Genomic DNA, 19,653 nt, shown 5'->3' with positions numbered 1-19,653 from the left:
GTTCTGGGCGCGCAATACTTAGCCGCATGGCACAGTATTCGGCGGAGATCGACGGCGTGTTCGTCGCGCTCGCCGATCCGACCCGGCGTGGCGTGATCCGGCGGCTCGGTCGCGGGCCGACGAGTGTGGGCGACCTCGCCCGCGAGTTCCCGATGACCCTTCCCTCGTTCATGAAGCACGTGCGGACGCTTGAGGCGAACGGCCTGATCCGCACGGTCAAGGTCGGCCGGGTGCGCACCTGTGTGCTCAACCGCGACCGGCTCGCCCTCGTCGACGACTGGCTCGCCGAGCAGCGGCGAATCTGGGAGCAACGGACCGACCGGCTCGAACACCTCGTCACCGAACTGAAAGAGAAAGACGATGAATCCCGACCTTGACCTCACATTGGAACGCGTCATCCGCGCCCCCCGCGCCATCGTGTGGAGCGCCTGGACCGATCCGGCGCACTTCGCGAAGTGGTGGGTGCCGGCTCCGGCCGTGTGCGCCGTCGATCGGCTGGACGTCCGGCCCGGCGGCGGGCTGGTGACCCGGCTGAGCGACGACGGAAAGGAGTTCGTCCCGCACATGAACGCGAGCTTCCTCGTCGTGGAGGAGCTTGAGCGGATCGTGTTCACCAACGCGATCGACAGCGCCTGGCGGCCCGCCGATCCCGCACCGGTCCCCATGACGGCCGAGATCGCGCTGAGCGACCATCCGGACGGCACCGACTACCGGATCATCGTCCGGCACGGCGATCCGGCCGCCCGCGCCCGCCACGAGAAGCTCGGGTTCGCCGCGGGCTGGGGATCGGTCACCGGGCAGCTCGCCGGGTTCGCGGAGAGCCGGGCCGGACGATGAAGCTCACCCTGACGGAGTTCGTCACCCTCGACGGCGTCAGCCAGGGGCCCGGATCGCCTGCCGAAGACACCGGAGGCGGCTTCACCCGGGGCGGCTGGCTCGTGCCCTACCTGGACGAACTCTTCGTCCGGCGCACCTCCGAGTGGCTGGATCTCGCCGGCGGCCTGCTGCTGGGGCGGCGTACCTACGAGGCGTTCGCCCGGGACTGGCCGCGGATCACCGACCCGGGCGACCCGTTCGCCGGGCGGATGAACTCGCTGCCGAAGTACGTGGTGACCAACACGCTCACCGAGGGGAGCTGGCAGCCGGCGACCGTGCTCCACGGCGATCCGGTCAAGACCGTGGGGGAACTCAAGGCCCGGCCAGGGCGGGAGCTCCAGATCCACGGAAGCGCCCGGCTCGGCGCCGCCCTGCTGGCGGCGGGCCTGGTCGACACGCTCCGGCTCGTCGTCGCGCCGGCCGTGATCGGTTCCGGGCGGCGGCTGCTCACCCACCCGAGCCCGCCCATCGGCCTCCGGTTCGTTCACCACGAGGTGACGGCGAAGGGCCTGCTGCTGCTCACGTACGAGACCGCGGGCGCCGCCCCGGTGGGGGAATACGAGGGCGTCACGGCCTTCGTCTAGCAGGGGAACGCCGAGGCCGGGGCGTCCGCGCGCAGGATTCGCCAGCTCAGGTAGGCGCACAGGCCCGTCGCGGGCGCGCCCATCAGGGTGCTGGCGATCCCGAGCGCGACCACGTTCCCGGCCAGGTACAGCGGCACCATCACCGCCAGGGCGATGCCGAACTTCGCCAGGAACACCGCCATGCACTTCTGGTAACGCCGCAGCCGCGGGCGATCCCGCCACCAGGCGGACCGCTTGCCGCCGGCCGCCTCCACGATCAGGCCGACCACCGGCCGGCGCACCAGCGTGGAGATCAGGAACACCGTTCCCCCGGCCACGCCGAGCAGCAGGGTCGGCAGGTAGAAATCGACCCCGCGCCCGGTACTCCCGGCCAGCGCCGCCGACAGCCCCACGACGACCAGCCCGCCGGCCGCCTGCCAGTACTTCCGGTCGCCGTACACCCGGATCACCGCGCACACGAGGACGCCTCCCACCGCGATCAGCCCGGCGGTCACCACCTGCTCGGTCAGCAGGTAGGCGATCAGGAACAGCGCCCTGGAGGCGATGCCTTCGGCGACCGTGCGCCAGCCGCCCATCGCGGTGAACAGGGACATCGACTTCTGGGCGAGCAGGTTGGAGGTCATGCGCGCCGCTCCGCGACGCCGGTCCCGCCGGGGACCCGGACCGGCGGCACCGGGGCGGGGAAGCCGTCCCGGCGCATCGCGTCCTCGTACCCGCCGATCGCGGCGGGCAACTCCCGCTCCCCCCGCGCGGCCTGGACCAGGGCGTCGCGGAGGCGGTGGGCGTCCTGCATGGCGAGGTTGCCGCCGAAACCGGGTGCCGCGTGGATGGCGTCGCCCATGACCGTCACCGGACCGGCGGGCCACGCCGGCACCGCGGGCATCGTCGCGCCGCGCAGCGCGACCGTGACGCCCGGCCACGCCCGGCCGACGATCGTCCGCAGCACCGGGTGCAGGGTCTCGGCCGCCTTCCGGGCCCGGTGCCACACCTCGGCGGGCGACTCTGCGGGGTCGGGCCGCTCCCCCGTGACGGGCAACGCCCACATCACGTAGTCTTCGGCGGCCGTGACGGCGGGGCCGCGCAGGGCGGGCAGCCATCGGTCCCGCGCGGCCACCGGCGGCTGGGTGAACCGCAGCACGCCCAGCGCCATCATCGCGCCGCGCACCCGCACGGCGGCGGCGTTGTGGCCGATCAGTTCGGGCAGCCCGGTGCCGGCCACCGACCGCAGCGGGGTGGCGCCCATCAGCATGTGCGTTCCCGTGTCGAGCACGCGTACGTGCGGCAGGTACTGGCGGCGGACCGCCGAGCCGATCCCGTCCGCCCCGACCAGCACGTCGGCGGTGTCGCTGCCGCCGCCGGCGAACCAGGCCCGTACGCGGCCATCGGCCCGTCGCTCGAACCAGGTGAACCGGGCCCCGAACCGCACCCTGTCCCCCAGTCCGGTCAGCAGCACCGCGCGCAGCAGCGGCCGGTCCGTCTGGCGGCCGGGCCGCGCCGTCCCCGCCGTGCCGTCGAGCGGCCGGGCGCCCAGCACGGTGAGCTTCCCGTCCGTCTCGGTGAGGGAGAGCGTCTCGCGCCGCGGTCCGCCCATCGTGGCCTCGGCCATCGCGGCGTGCCCGGGCGGCAGGCACGCGCGCAGCGCCGTCGCTCCCCGGTCGTCCACATGCAGGCTGATCCCCTGCGGACGGCCGTGTTCCCCTTCCCGTTCGTACACCACGACGTCGATTCCCGCTCGGTGTAACCCCTGGGCCAGGGTCAACCCGCCGAGACCCGCGCCGACCACGATCACGCGCATGCCGCACCGCCTTTCTTCATCGGTCGATGAAGAACATGCTAGGGGGCATGCCAATAAAACTCCACCAGGCAGTGAAGAAAGATGCCCGGCCTCAGCTCACCGCACGCCGGACGAGCGCACGGATGGCCGCCTCCATGGACGGGGTCAGCTCGGTCAGGGCGTAGGTGGTCGGCCACATGGCGCCGTCGTCGAGGTTCGCCTCGCCGGTGAAGGCGAGCGTGGAGTACCGCGCCTCGTCCTTGTGCGCGCTCAGGAAGAAGCACAGCACCTTTCCGTTCCGGGCATAGGCCGGCATCCCGTACCACAGCCGCGGCGTCAGGTCCGGAGCCTCGGCGGTGATGATGTCGTGGACGCGCTCCGCGAGCGCGCGGTCCGGCTGCGGCAGGCCGGCGATCGTGTTCAGCACGTCCTGCCTGTCGGCGGCGGCCTTCTCCTTGCCGCCGCCACGGCGGCGGGCCGTCTTCAGCTCTTTGGCACGTTCCTTTATCGCGGCTCGTTCCTCTTCGGTGAAGCCCTCCGAGCCGGGCTTTGGCACGTCGTTCATTTCGGTCGCTCCTCTCGTCTTCGGTCACGGGGGAAAGGGGCTCGCCGGAAACCATCGTCACGTCCATGGCCGTGACGATGATTTCCGGCCGGCGGGCCGCGATTCTCGATCGCCGCCCGGTCCGGTCACCCGCCTGGCGGACGGGAGTCCGGCCGTGCGCGGGCGCGACCGGCCGCGGGCGCTAGGAGAAGTCGGCCCGGTGGTCGGCGGCCCACTGGGCGAGCGTCCGCCCCGGCCGGCCGAGGACGCGCTCGACGTCCGGCAGTACCACGGGCGGCTCCTCGGCGTATTCGGCCTGGTAGCCGAGCACGTATTCGGCGATGTCCGCGGGCACTCCCGCGGTGATGTAGGCGGCGCGCGCCTGGCCGTAGGTCAGCGGCTCGAAGCGCAGGGTCCTGCCGAGCCCTTCGCCGATGGCGGCGGCCTGCTCGCGGTGGGTGAGCGCCTGCGGGCCGCTCAGCGAGTACGCCCGGCCGGCGTGCCCGTCCTCCAGCAGCGCCGCCACGGCGACCTCCGCGATGTCGGCCTCATGCACCGGCACGCCGAGCGCGTCGGGGTAGGCGTTGCGCACCACGCCCTCGGTACGGACCGTATGCGCCCAGAGGTCCAGCTTGTTGACGGCGAACTCGCCCGGCCGGACGTGGGTCCACTCCAGGCCGGAGCCCTCGATCGCCTGCTCGACTTCGAGCAGCATCTCGTAGCTGCCCGGCCGCCGTACCGTGACGGCCACGCCGGTGAGGGTGACGACACGGCCGGCGCCCGCCTTGACCGCCCGCTCGGCGAAGGCGCGGGCCTGCTCGGCGGCGGTCGCGGGGTCGAGCATGCCGGCCAGGTAGTAGACCCGGTCCACGCCGTCGAGCGCGTCGGCGGCGCCGCCGAGGTCGCCCGCGACCAGTTCCACGCCCTCGGGCAGGGCGGCGGTGGCCGGGTTCCTGGTCAGGGCCCGGACCCGCTGCCCGGCGCGCAGCAGCCGGTCCACCACGATGCGCCCGACCGTGCCCGTCGCTCCGGTCACCAGGATGGTCATCGATGCTCCTCCGTTCGTCGATGGCGCCGGGTGCTCCCCGGCGGACGGCCGGTGGCCGTCGATCGGGGGCCGAGATTAGCCCGGCGCGCCCTTCCAGCGCACCTCAGCTCATGTCTCATTTGGCAGCTCAGCGGGCATGTAGCAGGATCGCCGGATGGAGGTACTCGCCCGCCGGCTGGTCCCCGACGAGATGTGGGAGGTGGCCAGGGCGCTCATGCCGGGGCGGCGGCCACGGCGTCAGGGGGGCGGCCGGGCCGCGGCCGACGCGCGTACGGTCATGACCGCGGTCGTTTACGTGATCACCAGCGGCTGCGCCTGGCAGAACCTGCCGCCCGCGTTCGGCGTCACCGTGCCCACCGCCCATCGCTGGTTCACCCGCTGGACCGAGGCGAACCTGTGGCAGAACCTCTGTGAGTCCACGGCGCACGATCCCGCGCTGGCCGAGTGGACCAGGGCGATCCGTGACGCTGCGGCATGCCGGGTTTACGACTGAAAATTCACCAAAAGAGACGTGAGCCCGGGCCGCCTCCTCGGGGGCTCTGCGCCGTGCCGCCGCCCGCTGTACGGACTTGTCCGGACATCTGGGGAAGACCTTTGCCGATCGCCCGGACGCTGCCGCAATGATCTGGCGGCAACGAATTCCGAGCGAGCGAAACGAGGTGACGCATGGCGGGTCCGGTACGGCTCGGCCGGTGCGGAAGGACGGCCGGGGGCCTGGTGGCGACCCTGGCCCTGGCGGGGGCACTGCTCAGTGCGACTCCCGCGGCGGCGGAGGATCTTGAGGAGCATTTCTGCGGTCCTGGGGCGAGGGACGATGTCCTGCTCCAATTCCGGACCGGCGCAGACGATCTGCGCGGCGACGACTGGCTGGGCGACTCCAATCTCGCGGTGACCGTGGTCTCCCGGGTACGGCCGGCGTTTCGGGTGGAGAACGTCAACAGGGGCAGGAACTGGGGGAACGGGGAGGTCAGCTCGGTACGCATCTGCCTGAACAGCCACGGGTTCACCGCGGACGAGGTCAGCGGCCTCCGGCTGGAGGTGGTCAACGACCCGTTCGGCGTCTTCGACAACTGGAACATGGACCACTTGAACGTGACCGTCGGTTCCTTCACCCTCGGCGAGTGGCAGCGGGTGCGGCAGTCCACCCGGCAGGGCTCGCCGCTGCACCGCTTCGACGGCGACCGGCCCACCTTCGACGTCCAGGTCGAGGACCTGTTCAACGGCGGCTTCGAGTACGGCTCGCAGCGCGACCTCACCGCCCCCTGGTTCGGCGAGGGCCCGGACTGGAAGGGCGTGGACGTCGGGCTCGGCCAGATGCTCACCGGCCAGAACAACGCCTTCACCTGGTCGACCGGACGCAACTGGAACGCGATACTGCAGACCGTCCCGGTGCGGCCGGACACCCCCTACGTCCTGACCGGATGGATCCGCACCTCCGACAGGGTGAACACCGGCTTCTTCGGCGCGCGCCTCGCGGGCATCTGGCCCCCTCCGGGCGAGGTCCACTTCGGTCCGCACAAGGGCGCCTACGCCAAGGTGACCTCGCGTTTCCGGACGCGGAACCACACCCAGGCCACGGTGTTCGCGGGCCTTTGGGGCGTCGGCGCCCCCGGCGGCGACTGGATCCAGCTCGACCACGTCGAACTGCGCGAGGACAAATGAAAGACGGCTCCCGGCACGGCGGCCCGGCCCGTGCCGGGAGCCGCCCCCGAAGTGACCCCGGCGAGGGGCCGGAGCGAGGGGCCTGGCGAGGGCCGAATAAGTTACGGAAAATCGCACGAGACCATCACTCAGCGAATACGACCCCGTTCAGCCGGGGCTTTTCCCGGCGGTCACTCGTGCTTCATCAAAAATCCGCGGAAAACCCTTGCGCGAATGCCACATCGGCCGCATACGATCGCCATAAGGGATGGGAGATATTCCAGGCGGGATTACGTCTGGAATCCGGGGGCCCCCTTTCTCATCCTCCATGTTCATCAACAGGGAGGATCGCTTGAACGTGCGCGCGTTGGCCGCGGTATTAGCCGCGGCCTCGATGTCCGCCGCCCTTGCGGCGGCGCCGGCGGTGGCCGAACCCGCCAAGCCCGACGTCCCCCACGAGGTCTTCTCCCCCGACGGGACGATCAAGCACGTCGAGGTGGACCCGGCCGACCTGCCGAAGGTCTCCAAGTCGCTGGCCGCCGCGCCCTCCAGGCTCAAGGAGGTGGAGATCAACGGCCCCAGTGACAACCGCATCGACCTGGTGTTCCTCGGCGACGGTTATACCGCGGCCGAGCAGGCCGCCTACGGTACGGAGATCGACGCGGCCTGGGCGACCATGACGCAGCGGGAGCCGTACAAGTCCTATCGCAAGCTCTTCAACGTCTGGCGCATCGAGATCGACTCGCCGCAGTCGGGGGTGAGCGGCGACCCGACCGCCGATGTGCACGTGGACAGCCCGCTGGCCTCGACGTACTGGTGCGGCGGCACCGAGCGCCTGCTCTGTGTGGACACCACCAAGACCTGGGAGTACGCGCAGGCGCTCGTGCCCGGCGCCGACCAGCTCCTGGTGCAGGCCAACAGCACCAAGTACGGCGGCGCCGGCTACTCCGGCTCCGACGTCGGCACCTTCTCGCGCAACCCGCTCTCCCGGGAGGTCGTGCTGCACGAGCTCGGCCACTCGCAGGGCGACCTGGCCGACGAGTACGACTATGGCGGCCCCGAGCAGTACCCGGGGACCTCCGAGCCCTACCCGGCGAACGTCACCATCGATTCCACCGGCGCCAAGTGGGGCGTGTGGCTGGGCGAGGCGACCCCTGACGGCGGCATCATCGGCGCCTTCGAGGGCGGCGACTACAGCCGCTTCGGCGTCTGGCGGCCCAGCGAGAACTCGCTGATGCGCAACCTCAACCAGGACTTCGGCCTGGTCAACCGGGAGAAGCTGGTCCAGTCCTTCTACGGCGAGATCAATCCGGTGGACTCCGTCTCCTCTCCCGAGGGCGGCACGCACAACGCCACGCAGCCGCTCGAGGTGACCACGGTGGACCTGCCGCTGACGGTCAAGTGGCAGGTGGACGGCGTGGCCGTGCCCGCCTGGGACGGCAAGAAGACGCTGACCCCGGCCGACTTCGCATCGACCGGCAAGTCCACCTTCGCGCTGAAGGGCACGGTCACCGACGAGACCGCGATGGTCCGCAACCCGATCTACAAGCCGGATCTGACGCAGACGCTGTCCTGGACGGTCGGCCAGAACAGCAGCACCAACGCCTCGGCGGCCTTTACCAAGACCGCTGACTGGGGGTCGGGCTTCGAGGCGAGCGTGAGCGTCACGGCCGGCAGCACCGCGCTGACGTCGTGGACCGTGGAGTTCGACGTGCCCGCGGGCTACGGCATCAACAGCACCTGGGACGCGAACCGGACCCAGAACGGCACCCACTACACCTTCACCAACAAGCCGTACAACGGCTCGGTCAATCCGGGCCAGTCGGTCACGTTCGGTGTGGGCGGGACTCCGGGCAACTTCTCCGGCATCTCCAACTGCAAGGTGAACGGGAACCCGTGTAGCTGACGGTCACCGATCACACGCGTCCGTTCTCCGGCCTTTCCTGGAAAAGAGCCGGAGGACGGACGTCCTACGTTGCCCCTATCATCCAATTCAGCCCTCGGTGTCCGCTTTTGGGCCGGGGGCTGATATGTGTTACCGGGCTCCCTGGGTGCTGCCCTTTACGGCGTCCCGGTGCCTTTGGTGGTATTGTCCGGATGAATACTGGAATGGCGGGTCGGTATTCGGTAGCGGGGGCGGACGGCACCTTGCCGGCGACGGCCGGCGACGGCCGGCGACGGCCGGCGCGGACCCCGGATCGCGGCTCCGCGACCGCCGCGCCTGACATCCGGCGGGGCGAGTTCGCAAAAAGGGAGGGTCGTTGACCATGGTCTGGGGTCATCCGTTATACGGTCGAACCCCCATCTCTGATAAGGACCACCATGACTGACCCCGCCAACGCCGCCGAGTCGGCCTGGGATCGCGTCGACACCACCATCCCCCACTCGGCCCGGGTGTGGAACTTTCTGCTCGGCGGCAAGAACCACTTCGCCGCCGACCGTGAGGTCGGCGAGCGGCTGCTGGCGATGTTCCCGGATTTCGCGATGGTCGCCCGGTTGCAGCGGGAGTTCCTCCGGCGGGCGGTCAAGTACCTGGTGACCGAGGCCGGCGTACGGCAGTTCCTGGACCTCGGCACCGGCCTGCCGACGGCGGAGAACACCCACGAGGTCGCCCAGAGCCTGGCCCCCGAGTCTCGCGTGGTCTACGTCGACAACGACCCGATCGTGCTCGTCCACGCGCGCGCCCTGCTCACCAGCGCCCCGCCCGGCGCCACCGACTACCTCGACGCGGACGTGCGCAACCCGCAGGAGATCCTCGACGGGGCCGCCAAGACACTCGACTTCCGCGAGCCCGTCGCGGTGATGATGCTGAGCATCGCCGGGCAGGTCACCGACAAGGACGGCCCCCAGCAGATCATCGACACCCTGCTCGCCCCGCTGGTCTCCGGGAGCTACCTGGCGCTCAGCGACGGCGTGGACACCAACCCGGCGCTCGTCGAGGCCGTGCGCGGCTACAACCGCACCGCGGCCAACACCTACCAGTTGCGCAGCCCGGCACGGCTCGCCGAGTTCTTCACCGGCCTGGAACTGGTCGAACCGGGCGTGGTACCGACCCCCGAGTGGCGCCCGGACCCGGACCGCTGGGACCCGCCCTTCCCGGTCGTCAGCGCGGTGTGCGGAGTCGCCCGCAAACCCTGAACCGCACCCCCTTCGGACCCACCCGCGGCCGGGCATGATGGGAGGCGCGGGGCGGTGGGTGACCGTCGCCGCGCGCTCGGCGGCCTGGTCCAAAGGCGTCCGACAGGGGTGGGCAGATGCGTTCGGCGCGGGTCTCCGTGTTCATCGTCTTCGTGCTCAACGGCCTCATCGCCGGTTCGTGGGGGCCGCGCATGCCCGCGCTCGCGGACCGGATCGGGGCGAGCCCCGGCACACTCGGCCTGGCCCTGCTCGGGGCGAACGCCGGACTGGCCGCGGCGGCGTCGTTCGCGGGCTGGGGGTGCGCCCGCCTCGGCGCCCGCGTCATGGTGCTCGCCTCGGCCCTCGCCGCCTCGGCCGTGCTGCCCGTGCTCGCCCTGGTCACCTCGCCGCTCCAGCTCGGCCTGGTCCTGGTACTGCTCGGCGCGTCCTTCGGCGCCTTCGACGTGTCGATGAACGTCGCCGCCGTCGGCGTCATCCGCCGGGTGGGACGGCCGCTGATGCCGGTCTTCCACTCCGGGTTCAGCTTCGGCGCGCTGGCCGGCTCGCTGGGCGCCGCGTTCGCCGCCGATCAGCGCGTCCCGCTGCTCCCGTACTTCGGCGTGGCCGCCGTCGCCGCGCTGACCCTCACGGCCGGCGTGATCCGGTTCGTCCCACGAGAGAAGCCCGCCTCCGGCACCGCCCGGCGTACCGGGCTCGGCCGCAGCGTCCTGCGCCGCCCGGCGCTGTGGCTGCTCGGCGGCGTCGCCTTCGTCGCGGCCATCGTCGAGGGTTCGAGCTACGACTGGTCGGCGCTGTTCGCGGTCCGTGAGCGCGGCATGCCGGAGGCTGCCGGGGCGATCCTGTTCTCCGTCTTCTGCCTCACGATGGGGGTGGTCCGGCTGGCCGGCGAGCGGATCCAGCACCGCTTCGGCGCGCCCCGCATCCTGGTCGCCGGGTCGCTGCTGGCCGGGGCCGGCCTGCTGACGGCCGCCACCGTACCGGTCACCTGGCTCACCTTCGCCGGCTACGTGCTGGCCGGCGGCGGCCTCGCGTTCGCCTTCCCGGTCGTACTCGACCTCGCCGGCGCGGCCGGCCTGCGCGCCGACGGCACCGGCGGCGAGCGCGAGATCGGTTTCGTCACGACCATCGCGTACTCGGGCTTCCTCATCGGCCCACCCATGATCGGCGGCATCGCCCAACTCACCGACCTGTCATTCGCCATCGCCTCCGCCGGCGCCATCGCCCTCCTGATCACCCCCCTCACCCTGACCGCCACCCATCACAGGCATCAGGGTGACCGATAGGGAAGTTCATGGTCACCTGCGCTTTCCGGCTTAGCTTGCTATAGGTAACTTAAGAGGTATGTCGTTTCCGACGCGCATCACCAATCCATTGCTCATGGTCCTGGAGGTCTTCGTCCACGCCTTCGAGAGCGACACCCCGCTGCACGGCTGGGCGATCAAGAAGGCGACCGGCCTGTCCGGGGCGGCGACCTACAAGATGCTCGACCGCCTGGAGGACGCGCACTGGATCGCCGGCCAGTGGGAGGCGAACCCGGAACCGGGCAAACCCGCGCGGCGCCTGTATCGGCTCACACCCACCGGCCTGCCCGCCGCCCGGGCCATCCTCGCCGAACGCCGGCCCGCGGCGCTGCGCCGTCCGGCCCCAGAGCACGGGACGGCCGCAAGGCCGCTCCGCGGCTTCTTCCACCCCCTCCCCGGCCGACTTGGCCCGCGATAGCCAGGTGAGACACCATGACCATGCAAAGTTTCGTGACCGCGGTCGTCATCGCCCTGATAGCGGCAGAATGCTGCGGACTTCTGCAGCGGGCGGCGCGCGGGCTCATCAGGTGGGCGGTTCGCCTCTCCCACGGGAGAACCCCCCGGGCCGAGATCAGGCTCCTGGAGCAGTACCAAAACCTGGACGACTGTTCCGGGGAGATCGGCAAGCTGCTGTTCGCCCTAAGGTGGGCCGTCCGCGGGGTCGTACAGCAGGCGATCGGGCCGCCGGTGGAGACCTGCTGGGAGAGCGCCGAGGCCGGCCAGATCTTCTCCGCCGTGGCCGCCCTGCGCACGGGCCTGCAGAGCTTCGGCGGCGACATCCGCACCCATCCTCCGGCGAGACGCAAAGAGTTCGACCGGCAGGCCGCGCGACTGCGGGCGCTGCTCGGCAAGCCCTGCGCGGTCTTCGATGACGAGACCGCCGACGTACTGCTCGCCACCACCACGACGACGTGCCAGGCCTATGTCGACGACCGCAACGAACGCGCCGCGCTCGACCTGGTCAAGGCCGCCCTCCCGCTGATGGGCCGGATGGGACGCGGCAACCGGGCCGTACTGGGACTCCGCCGCGCCCACGCGAGCGCCGTTCTCGCCACTGGAGACCATCGGCGGGCCGAGGCGCTCCTGCGAGAACTCATGCGCGACGAACTGAAGGTGTTCGGCCCCCACGACCCCCAGACGATCAAAACGGCCCAGTTGCGCTATTGGGCCTGGCACAGTGCGGAGCGGTTCGACAAGGCCGAAGCAGGACTGAACAGCCTCCACACGCGCATGGCGGGCATGCCGGGGGTCGAAACGACCGACCGCCAGCACGTCCAGTGCAAGCACGCCTGGACACTGGGAACACTCCACCGGGTTCGCGAATCGGCCGCCCTGTACGACCATGTCATCTCGGACCGGGCCGGCACCCAGGGTGCCGATCACCCCGACACGCTCGACGCGCGGCATTCCAAGGGAAAGATGTTCGTGCACAACGGCGACGGGCAGGCCGCCCGCACGGTACTCCTCCCCCTCGTCGCGGACATGCGGCGAGTCTTCGGCGCCCGCCATCCCTACACCCTCGAAACACGTAAGTACCTCGCGCTCGCGAGCGCCCTGTCATACCCCCTCATCCGGCACGAGCACCGCGCAGCCGTCCGCGAACTGCGGCGTGTGCTGCGCTTTCAACGGCACCGGCACGGCCCCGGCCATCCCCTCACCCACGACACGCGCATGTGGCTCGCCATGCTCACCGAACACGCGGAGAAGTCATGAAACTCGGACTGTTGACCGCCTGCCTGGGGCAGTCGTCCCTGGACGAAGTCGCCGCCGCCGCCTCCCGAGCCGGCTACCAGACCCTGGAAGTGGCCGCCTGGCCAACGCACAGCGCTCATGTTCACCAGGCCGCCCACCTGGACGTGGCGGCCTTCTCCGCCGCCGACGCCGAGCACGTCCACCGGCTCATGGAACGCCATCGGCTGTCCATCGCCGCGCTCACCTACTGCGAGAACAACCTGCACGGCGACGAAGGCCGGCGCGAAGACGTCCATCGCCACCTCCGGCACGTCATCGACACCGCGGCGGCCCTGGGGGTCCGTAATGTGGGGACGTTCATCGGGCGGGACACGAGCCGCTCGGTCGCCGACAACCTGAGACTCGCCGAGCGGGAACTCCCCCCGCTGGTCGACTACGCCGCCGAACGCGACGTTCGGCTGCTCGCCGAGAACTGTCCCATGGAGGGCTGGCACCCCGACGGCTACCCCGGCAATCTCGCCTACTCCCCCGAACTGTGGGATTGGATGTTCGGCCTCGGCTTCCACCTCACTTTCGACCCCTCGCACCTCCCCTGGCTGGGCATCGACCCGATCGACGCCCTGGAGCACGCGCTCCGGCGCGGCGAGGTCGCTCACGTACAGGCCAAGGACATCGAGATCGACGAGCGGGCCCGCACCCACTACGGAGTGTTCGGCAAGACGGTCGGCCGGAACTCCCCCACCGATGTCGGGTGGTGGCGGTACCGCGTGCCCGGCCTCGGCGAGCTCGACTGGAAGCGGATCATCGGCACGCTCCGCGCTCACGGGTACCACGGAACGGTCGCCGTCGAGCACGAGGACCATGTCTGGGGCGGCACCCTGGAAAAGATCCACCAGGGGCTGGACATCGCCGCCCGCACCCTGGGCCCGCTGATCGGCCGCGGGACCCTCGCCACAGCCTAAAATCATGCTTTGCCTACATGAATAGTAGGATTTAGGGGGTGACACCGCCAAAGCGCGCTCGCGAAGAGAACAGGGAGATCTGCCGATGAGCCTTGAATTCCTCTGGTACATCCCCAACCAGGTTCAGCCAGGGCATCGGGGGGACGATGTCGTCGCCGACCACAACGGTCTGGAGACGCTCACCCGCCAGGCTCGGGCCCTGGAGGAGCACGGGTGGGGTGGGGCGCTCATCGGGACGGGGTGGGGAAGGCCCGACACGTTCACGGTGGCGGCGGCGCTGGCTGTGCGGACGACGACGTTCCGGCCGCTGATCGCGGTCCGGCCCGGGTACTGGCGGCCGGCGAACTTCGCCGCCGCGGCGGCGACGCTGGACCGGCTCACCGGCGGGCGGGTGCTGGTCAACATCGTGTCGGGCAAGGACGACCTGGGGGCGTACGGCGACAGCGAAGGCGACCAGGCCGAGCGGTACGCGCGGACCAGGGAGTTCATCCGGATCACGCGGAAGCTGTGGACCGAGGAGGACGTCACCTACCACGGCGAGCACTTCGGCGTCACCGGCTCGACCCTGGCGCAGCGGCCGGTCGTCCGGGAGGGGCGGGCCCATCCCCGGCTGTACTTCGGCGGGGCCTCCGAGGCCGCCGAGCGGGTGGCCGCCACCGAGGCCGACGTGCAGCTCTTCTGGGGGGAGCCGCTCGACGACGTGGCAGAGCGGATCGAGCGGCTGAAGCGGCTCGGCGAGAAGCTGGGGCGCGAGCACCCGCCGCTGGAGTTCGGGCTGCGGGTCACCACTCTGGTGCGCGACACCGGCGAGCAGGCATGGGCCGACGCCGAGGCCAAGGTCGCCGGGATGGCCGAGGGCCGGATCGCCCGCGACCCGAACCGGCACATCGCCGTCGGCCAGCGGCGGCTGCTCGACCTGACCGCCCGGGGTGAGGTCCTGGACGACAACCTCTACACCGCGCCCGGCAGGTTCGGCGGCGGTGGCGCGGGCACGACCTGGCTGGTCGGGTCGGCCGCGGAGGTGGCGCGGTCACTGCGCAGGTACCAGGCCCTCGGCATCACCCACTTCGTGCTGTCCGACACCCCGTACCTGGCGGAGATCGAACGGCAGGGCGATCTGCTCCTGCCGCTGCTGCGCGGCGGGGACGGGGCCCACACCGGACCCTCCACGACAAACCGGATATAGTCCACTAAACCTACCTAGTTCTTACGGAGTAACGGTGTCGAGTAAGCTCGCCGGCGTCCTGGCCGCCCTCACCCTGCTCGTGGCCGCGTGCGGGTCCGGTACCGGGAACACGCCGCAGGGCGGCTCGTCCGCCGCGCCCGGCTCCGCCGCCACGATCGAGGTCGGCTCCCTGTACGAACCGCAGAACCTCGACAACATCGCGGGCGGCGGGCAGGGCGTGACCGAGGCTTTCAACGGCAACGTGTACGAGGGCCTGTTCCGGCTGACCGACGCCGGCAAGGTCGAGAACCTGCTTGCGGAGAGCTACAAGGTCGCCGACGACGGCCTGACCTATACCTTCAAGCTGCGCCAGGGCGTGCGGTTCCACTCCGGCAAGGCGCTGACGGCCGCCGACGTGAAGAACAGCATCGAGCGGGTCCTCGCCGAGGATTCCCAGTCGGCGCGCAAGAGCAACCTCAAGGTGATCAAGTCCGTGACCGCCCCCGACGACGCCACCGCCGTCGTCGAGCTGTCCAGCCGGTCCATCTCGCTGGTGTACAACCTGAGCTACGTGTGGATCGTCAACGCCGCCGCCAAGGACCTGACCACCGCCGCCGACGGCACCGGGCCGTACAGGCTGGGCGCGTGGAAGCGCGGCTCGACGCTGAGCCTCGCGCCCTTTCCCGGCTACTGGGGCCCCCGCCCCGCCAACGGCGGAGTCGTGTTCCACTACTTCACCGAGGCCACCGCGCTCAACAACGCGCTGCTGACCGGCGCGGTGGACATCGTCACCAGCCAGCAGAGCCCCGACGCGCTGAGCCGGTTCACCGGCAACCCGGACTACAAGATCAGCGAAGGGCACTCCACCACCAAGCTGCTGCTCGCCTTCAACGACCGCAAGGCGCCGTTCGACAAGCCGCAGGTGCGCCGGGCCGTCGCCGCGGCCATCGACGACGCCAAGCTGCTGGAGTCGGTGTGGGCGGGCCACGGCAGCCTGATCGGCTCGATGGTGCCGCCCACCGACCCGTGGTACGAGGACCTGACCTCGCTCGACCGCCACGACGTCGAGCAGGCCAAGCGGGACCTCGCCGCGGCGGGCTACGCCCAGGGCTTCCGCTTCACGCTCGACACCCCCAACTACGACCCGCACCCCACCGCCGCCACGTTCATCAAGGGCGAGCTGGCCAAGGTCGGCATCACGGTGGACATCAACGTGATCACCGCCGACGAGTGGTACACCAAGGTCTACAAGAACCGGGACTTCGCCGCCACCATGCAGGAGCACGTCAACGACCGGGACGTGGTCTGGTACGGCGACCCCGGCTTCTACTGGGGCTATGACGACGGGCAGGTCACCGCGTGGGTGGCGGAGGCCGAGCGGGCCAAGACCACCGAGGAGCAGACCGCGCTGCTGAAGAAGGCCAACCGGCGGATCGCCGAGAACGCGGCCAGCGACTGGATCTACCTCTACCCGCAGATCGTGGTGGCCTCCTCGGCGCTGTCCGGCTACCCGGTCAACGGCCTCAACTCGCAGTTCTACGCATATGGGATCAAGAAGGGCTGATGGCGCGCTACCTGCTGCGCCGTACCGCCTTCCTGCTCGGTTCGCTGCTGGCGGCGGCGGGGCTGCTGTTCCTGCTGCTGCGGATGCTGCCCGGCGACCCGGCCAACGCGTTGCTGTCGGTCGGGGCGACGCCGGAGCAGTTCGCCGCGGCCCGCCGCCAGATCGGGTCGGACCGGCCCCTGGCCGAGCAGTTCTGGACCTGGCTGACCGGCCTGGCCCGGCTGGACTTCGGCACGTCGTTCGTCAGCAGGCTGCCGGTCGGGCCGGAGATCTCGGCCCGGCTGGCGGTCACCGTGCCGCTGACGCTGCTGTCGTTCGCGCTCGCCGTGGCGGTGGCGGTGCCGGTCGGGTTCGTGGCGGCGTGGCGGTCCGATCGCTGGTACGGGGCGGCGCTGAACGCGGTCTCCCAGCTCGGCATCGCGGTGCCGGTGTTCTGGATCGGGATGTTGCTGGTGACGGTGTTCGCGCTGCGGCTGCGGCTGCTGCCGGCGGGCGGGTTCCCGCGCGATGACTGGGCCGAGCCGGGCCGGGCGCTGACCGCGCTGGCCCTGCCGGTCATCACGATCGCGCTGGTCATGTCGGCCTCCCTGATCCGGTACGTCCGTTCGGCCACCCTCGACGTGCTGGGCAGCGACTACCTGCGCACCGCGCGGGCGCTCGGGTCGTCCTTCGCCGGGGCCATGTGGCGGCACGGGCTGCGCAACGCCGCCGTGCCGGTCATCTCGATCCTCGGCATCGAGCTGGCCACGACGTTCCTCGGCGCGGTGGTCGTGGAGAGCGTGTTCACCCTGCCGGGGCTCGGGACGATGCTGGTCGAGGGGATCGCCGAGCACGACTATCCGGTCATCCAGGGCGTACTGGTGGTCAGTACGTTCGGGGTGCTGGTGATCGGGTTCGCCGCGGACCTGGTGCAGCGGCTGGTCGATCCCCGGCTGCGGGCGCACGTGAGTGGGGGTCGCAGGTGAGGGGGCGGCTGACGTTCGCGGCGGGGTGCGCGCTGGTGGGGCTGGTGCTCGCGGTGGCGCTCGTGTCGCTGGTGTGGCTGCCCTATGATCCGGCCGACACCACGGGCGGGCGGCTCGCGCCGCCGGGCGGCGCGCACCTGCTCGGCACCGACAAGCTGGGCCGCGACCTGCTCACCCAGCTCATGGCGGGCGCGCGGACCGCGCTGATCGCCGGGATCGGCTCGGTGCTGGTCGGCGGGCTGCTCGGGGTGGCGGGCGGGCTGCTCGCGGGCTTCGCGACCCGCTGGCTGGACGACGCGCTCTCGGCGGCGCTGGACATCGTCATCGCGTTCCCGACGTTGCTGCTGGCGATGCTGGTGGCGGCGGCGCGGGAGGCGTCGCTCGGCTCGGTGGTGCTGGCGATCGGGCTGGGGATGTCCGCGATCGTGGCCCGGCTGACGCGGGTGCTGGTCAAACGGGTGCTGGCGCAGGACTACATCACGGCCGCGCGGACCTCCGGCACCTCCTGGCCGCGGGTCGTGGCCGAGCACGTGCTGCCGAACATCTGGCCGATGCTGCTCGTCAACCTGGCGCTCCAGCTCGGGCTCGCGGTACTGGCCGAGGCCGCCCTGTCCTACCTCGGCCTCGGCCCTCCCCCGCCGAACGCCTCCTGGGGCCGGCTGCTCCAGGAGGCCCAGGCGACCGTACTGACCGCGCCGACCGGCGCCATCGCGCCGGGCGTACTGCTCGTCGTCCTGGTCGTGGGCACGAACCTGGTCGCCGACGGCCTGCGCGACCTCGCCGACCCGACCCGCAGGAGGAGCCGATGAGCGCGCTGGAGGTGACCGGCCTGTCGATCCGCCACGCGGACGGCCGCGAACTGGTCCACGACCTGTCCTTCGCTCTCGCCCCCGGCGAACGGCTCGGCCTGATCGGCGAGTCCGGCTCGGGCAAGTCGCTGACCGCGCTGGCCGCCATGGGGCTGCTGCCCGCCGGGATGACCGCGCACGGCAGCGTGCTGCTGGGCGGCACCCAGGTGATCGGGACGCCGGACCGCAGGCTGAACCGGGTGCGCGGCCGGGCCGCCGCTGTGGTCTTCCAGGAGCCCCTGACCGCGATGGACCCGCTGATGCGCGTCGGGCGGCAGCTCGCCGGGCCGATCCGCCGCCGCCGCGGGTTGCGCGGCGCGCGGCTGCGGGCCGCGGTCCACTCGGCCCTCGCGGAGGTACGGCTGCCGGACCGGGCCGCCGGGGCCTACCCGCACGAGCTGTCCGGCGGGCAGCGCCAGCGGGCGGCCATCGCCATGGCCCTGGCCTGCGAGCCCGAACTGCTGATCGCCGACGAGCCGACCACGGCGCTGGACGTCACGGTGCAGGCCGAGATCCTGGCCCTGCTGGACGGCCTGGTCACCGGCCGGGGCATGGCGCTGCTGTTCATCAGCCACGATCTCGCGGTCATCGCCGAGGTGGCCGACCGGGTGGTGGTGCTCAAGGACGGCTCCATGGTGGAGTCGGGAAGGACGCGTGACATCGTGCGCGAGCCCCGGCACGCCTACACGCGCTCGCTGGTGGACAGCGCGTGGGCGCTGGAGGGCGAACTCGATCGGCTGGCCCCGTGACCGCCGCCCCGGCCGCCGTGCTGGCGGCCCGCGAGGTGGGGTACGCCTACCGGGGCGGGCGGCCGGTGCTGGAGGAGGTCTCGGTGTCCGTGACGCCGGGGCGCGGCCTGGCCCTGGTCGGCGAGTCCGGCGCGGGCAAGACCACGCTGCTGCGGCTGCTGCTCGGCCTGGCCAGGCCGACCTCGGGCCGGGTGCTGTTCGACGGCGCGGAGCTGAACCCGCGCGATCCGGCGTTCCGCCGCGCGGTCCAGCCGGTGTTCCAGGACCCGTACTCCTCGCTCGACCCGCGCCGCCGCGTCGGCCGCATCGTCTCCGAACCGCTGCGCTCGCTCGGCCTGCTCGCCGCTGGGTCCCGCGCGGCCCGGCGGGAGGAGGCGGCCGAGCGGGTGGCCGTGGCGCTGCGCTCGGTCGGGCTGCCCGCCGACGCGGCCCGCCGCTACCCGCACGAGTTCTCCGGCGGGCAGCGGCAGCGCGTCGCGATCGCCAGGGCCATCGTGAGCGGCCCCCGGGTGCTGCTGGCCGACGAGCCGGTCAGCGCGCTGGACGTCACCACCCGGGTACGCGTGGTCGAACTGCTCGGCGGGCTGGCCGAGACCCACGGGGTGACGGTCGTGGTGGTCTCGCACGACCTGGCGGTGGTCGCGGCGCTGTGCGCCGACACCGCGGTCATCGAGCGCGGGCGGGTGGTGGAGCAGGGCCGCACGGCCGACGTGCTGGGCGCTCCCTCGCACCCGTACACCAGGCGGCTGCTCGACAGCGTGCCCCGGCTCAGCCGCGCCGCCCGGCTCGGCCCGCCGTAGAA

Annotated in this window: 21 protein-coding genes; 17 read left to right on the top strand and 4 right to left on the bottom strand. The window is 71.4% G+C overall.

The genetic code is table 11. The annotated features are described in order from the left end of the window. The first annotated feature begins 26 nt into the window (after positions 1–26). From ACH34R_RS37280 to ACH34R_RS37270, 3 genes are read left to right on the top strand one after another with little or no spacing between them, the layout of a single operon-like run. Entirely contained in the window at positions 27–377 is a 351-nt protein-coding gene (locus ACH34R_RS37280; protein ID WP_397566297.1) for an ArsR/SmtB family transcription factor, read from the top strand. Next, positions 361–837, top strand: coding sequence for an SRPBCC domain-containing protein (locus ACH34R_RS37275; RefSeq protein ID WP_397566296.1), 477 nt, complete (start codon positions 361–363; stop codon positions 835–837). The genes ACH34R_RS37280 and ACH34R_RS37275 overlap by 17 nt, the downstream gene beginning before the upstream one ends. Continuing rightward, positions 834–1,460, top strand: a complete 627-nt coding sequence (locus tag ACH34R_RS37270; RefSeq protein ID WP_397566295.1) for a dihydrofolate reductase family protein — start codon at positions 834–836, stop codon at positions 1,458–1,460. The genes ACH34R_RS37275 and ACH34R_RS37270 overlap by 4 nt, the downstream gene beginning before the upstream one ends. On the opposite strand, the gene ACH34R_RS37265 is transcribed toward ACH34R_RS37270, so the two are convergent. From ACH34R_RS37265 to ACH34R_RS37250, 4 genes are all read right to left on the bottom strand, one after another. Then, entirely contained in the window at positions 1,457–2,083 is a 627-nt protein-coding gene (locus tag ACH34R_RS37265; protein WP_397566294.1) for a DUF3159 domain-containing protein, read from the bottom strand. The genes ACH34R_RS37270 and ACH34R_RS37265 overlap by 4 nt on opposite strands. Continuing rightward, positions 2,080–3,255 carry an FAD-dependent oxidoreductase gene (locus tag ACH34R_RS37260; RefSeq protein ID WP_397566293.1) on the bottom strand — a complete coding sequence of 392 codons (1,176 nt, stop codon included), beginning with the start codon at positions 3,253–3,255 and terminating at the stop codon, positions 2,080–2,082. Before ACH34R_RS37260 ends, ACH34R_RS37265 begins: the two co-directional genes overlap by 4 nt. Positions 3,256–3,346: 91 nt before the next feature. Beyond that, positions 3,347–3,799, bottom strand: coding sequence for an iron chaperone (locus ACH34R_RS37255; RefSeq protein ID WP_397566292.1), 453 nt, complete (start codon positions 3,797–3,799; stop codon positions 3,347–3,349). A 181-nt stretch (positions 3,800–3,980) separates the two neighbouring features. Continuing rightward, the gene (locus ACH34R_RS37250) at positions 3,981–4,826 is read right to left on the bottom strand and encodes an NAD(P)H-binding protein (protein WP_397566291.1); all 846 of its coding nucleotides are present in this window, start codon (positions 4,824–4,826) and stop codon (positions 3,981–3,983) included. 154 nt (positions 4,827–4,980) lie between these two features. Here ACH34R_RS37250 and ACH34R_RS37245 point away from each other — a divergent pair, with 154 nt between their 5' ends. From ACH34R_RS37245 to ACH34R_RS37180, 14 genes are all read left to right on the top strand, one after another. Next, on the top strand, positions 4,981–5,319 hold the full coding sequence (locus ACH34R_RS37245) for a transposase (protein ID WP_111168223.1): 339 nt from the start codon (positions 4,981–4,983) through the stop codon (positions 5,317–5,319). Between the two features lie 173 nt (positions 5,320–5,492). After that, on the top strand, positions 5,493–6,488 hold the full coding sequence (locus ACH34R_RS37240) for a hypothetical protein (RefSeq protein ID WP_397566290.1): 996 nt from the start codon (positions 5,493–5,495) through the stop codon (positions 6,486–6,488). A gap of 337 nt (positions 6,489–6,825) precedes the next feature. Further along, on the top strand, positions 6,826–8,373 hold the full coding sequence (locus tag ACH34R_RS37235) for a M64 family metallopeptidase (protein WP_397566368.1): 1,548 nt from the start codon (positions 6,826–6,828) through the stop codon (positions 8,371–8,373). Between the two features lie 416 nt (positions 8,374–8,789). Then, the gene (locus tag ACH34R_RS37230) at positions 8,790–9,605 is read left to right on the top strand and encodes an SAM-dependent methyltransferase (RefSeq protein WP_397566289.1); all 816 of its coding nucleotides are present in this window, start codon (positions 8,790–8,792) and stop codon (positions 9,603–9,605) included. A 116-nt stretch (positions 9,606–9,721) separates the two neighbouring features. Continuing rightward, positions 9,722–10,888: an MFS transporter gene (locus tag ACH34R_RS37225; protein ID WP_397566288.1), complete on the top strand. Its 1,167-nt coding sequence runs from the start codon at positions 9,722–9,724 to the stop codon at positions 10,886–10,888. Positions 10,889–10,946: 58 nt separating this feature from the next. Further along, positions 10,947–11,324 carry a PadR family transcriptional regulator gene (locus ACH34R_RS37220; RefSeq protein ID WP_397566287.1) on the top strand — a complete coding sequence of 126 codons (378 nt, stop codon included), beginning with the start codon at positions 10,947–10,949 and terminating at the stop codon, positions 11,322–11,324. 14 nt (positions 11,325–11,338) lie between these two features. After that, complete coding sequence (locus ACH34R_RS37215) at positions 11,339–12,619, top strand: hypothetical protein (protein WP_397566286.1); 1,281 nt, start codon at positions 11,339–11,341, stop codon at positions 12,617–12,619. Continuing rightward, the gene (locus ACH34R_RS37210) at positions 12,616–13,560 is read left to right on the top strand and encodes a sugar phosphate isomerase/epimerase family protein (RefSeq protein WP_397566285.1); all 945 of its coding nucleotides are present in this window, start codon (positions 12,616–12,618) and stop codon (positions 13,558–13,560) included. Before ACH34R_RS37215 ends, ACH34R_RS37210 begins: the two co-directional genes overlap by 4 nt. Before the next feature lie 85 nt (positions 13,561–13,645). Further along, positions 13,646–14,746: an LLM class flavin-dependent oxidoreductase gene (locus tag ACH34R_RS37205; protein WP_397566284.1), complete on the top strand. Its 1,101-nt coding sequence runs from the start codon at positions 13,646–13,648 to the stop codon at positions 14,744–14,746. Between the two features lie 34 nt (positions 14,747–14,780). Continuing rightward, positions 14,781–16,289, top strand: coding sequence for an ABC transporter substrate-binding protein (locus tag ACH34R_RS37200; RefSeq protein ID WP_397566283.1), 1,509 nt, complete (start codon positions 14,781–14,783; stop codon positions 16,287–16,289). Then, entirely contained in the window at positions 16,289–17,254 is a 966-nt protein-coding gene (locus tag ACH34R_RS37195) for an ABC transporter permease (protein WP_397566282.1), read from the top strand. The genes ACH34R_RS37200 and ACH34R_RS37195 overlap by 1 nt, the downstream gene beginning before the upstream one ends. Beyond that, complete coding sequence (locus ACH34R_RS37190) at positions 17,251–18,063, top strand: ABC transporter permease (protein ID WP_397566281.1); 813 nt, start codon at positions 17,251–17,253, stop codon at positions 18,061–18,063. The genes ACH34R_RS37195 and ACH34R_RS37190 overlap by 4 nt, the downstream gene beginning before the upstream one ends. Next, positions 18,060–18,851, top strand: a complete 792-nt coding sequence (locus ACH34R_RS37185; RefSeq protein WP_397566280.1) for an ATP-binding cassette domain-containing protein — start codon at positions 18,060–18,062, stop codon at positions 18,849–18,851. The genes ACH34R_RS37190 and ACH34R_RS37185 overlap by 4 nt, the downstream gene beginning before the upstream one ends. Beyond that, entirely contained in the window at positions 18,848–19,651 is an 804-nt protein-coding gene (locus ACH34R_RS37180; protein WP_397566279.1) for an ABC transporter ATP-binding protein, read from the top strand. The genes ACH34R_RS37185 and ACH34R_RS37180 overlap by 4 nt, the downstream gene beginning before the upstream one ends. The last annotated feature ends 2 nt before the right edge of the window (positions 19,652–19,653 follow it).

Origin of the sequence: Spongiactinospora sp. 9N601 (assembly GCF_044326295.1) — a bacterium.
Classification (GTDB): domain Bacteria; phylum Actinomycetota; class Actinomycetes; order Streptosporangiales; family Streptosporangiaceae; genus Spongiactinospora; species Spongiactinospora gelatinilytica.
Note: the sequence above shows the minus strand (reverse complement) of the source record. Positions and strands in the feature narration are given on the sequence as shown.